The 1,019-nt window shown below is 57.4% G+C and carries 1 protein-coding gene; it reads left to right on the top strand.

What is annotated here, in order from left to right; genetic code table 11:
• A partial coding sequence (locus tag LKD37_RS17550) for a YodL domain-containing protein (protein WP_302930334.1) occupies positions 1–1,002 on the top strand: 1,002 nt, incomplete at its 5' end.
• Between the last annotated feature and the right edge of the window lie 17 nt (positions 1,003–1,019).

Raw genomic sequence — 1,019 nt, 5'->3', positions numbered from 1 at the left:
AAGGAGCCGGAGAGCCTTGCTGCCGAACCCGTGCAGGAGATCACGGTGCAGGAGCCAGAACCGGTCAGCGCACCGGACAACGCCTGCATCCCTGACCCCGCCATCTCTGTTGAGAGCATGAACGCCTACGGCTACACCGATGCCAATATGCTGCCGCTGACAAAGGAGCGTGCGCTGGAGCTTATGGAGCGTGACGTGACCGTGTATATGCTTCACACGGACAACACCGAGGCCATGGCGTTCGATGCCGACGAGATTCGCAGCTTTGACGGAATCTTCGGCGTGGAGGCTTCCGAATGGGAGACGGTCAAAGACCGCTTCGTGCCGCAGGACTATGAGAAAGCGTTCCTTGATAACCCTGCCGACAGCTTTGCCATCTATCAGCTTCGGGATAATGATGACACGGCGCGGCTCCGCTATATGAACTCCGAGTATCTGGAGAAGAAAGGGCTTTCCGTCCAAAAGGAGAATTACGCCGCCGTCTATGCGGGCGACCTTGACCGCGGGGGCGATACGCAGGACAGATTGAATGAGCTGTACGAGACCTTCAATATCCGCCGCCCGGAGGATTTTCGCGGTCACAGTCTGTCCGTCAGCGACATCGTAGCGCTGAAGCAGAACGGCGTGGTATCCTGTCATTACGTCGATTCCTGGGGCTTCAAGGAGCTGCCGGGCTTTCTCAAGCCGGAAAACTATCTAAAAAACGCGGAGATGGCCATGGAGGATGATTACGGTATGATCGACGGTATCATCAACAATGGCCCGCGCAAAACAGTCGCGGAGCTGGAGGAACAGTCCAAGACCGGCACGCCCATTTCTCTTCTGGAGCTGGCACAGGCCGTCCAGCGCGAAGACGCAGAAAAGCGCCGTGCCCAGCAGCCGGTGCGCAGAGAAAAATCCGGCGAAAAGCCCTCCATCCTTGCGAAGCTGAAAACGCCGTCAGTAGCCGACACCAAATCTGTGAAGAGCGCCCCGAAACGGAGCGCGGAAAGGGAGCTGTGACATGAGCAACTTTACAT

The organism is Brotocaccenecus cirricatena (assembly GCF_020687045.1).
Classification (GTDB): Bacteria; Bacillota; Clostridia; order Oscillospirales; family Oscillospiraceae; genus Vescimonas; species Vescimonas cirricatena.
Note: the sequence above shows the minus strand (reverse complement) of the source record. Positions and strands in the feature narration are given on the sequence as shown.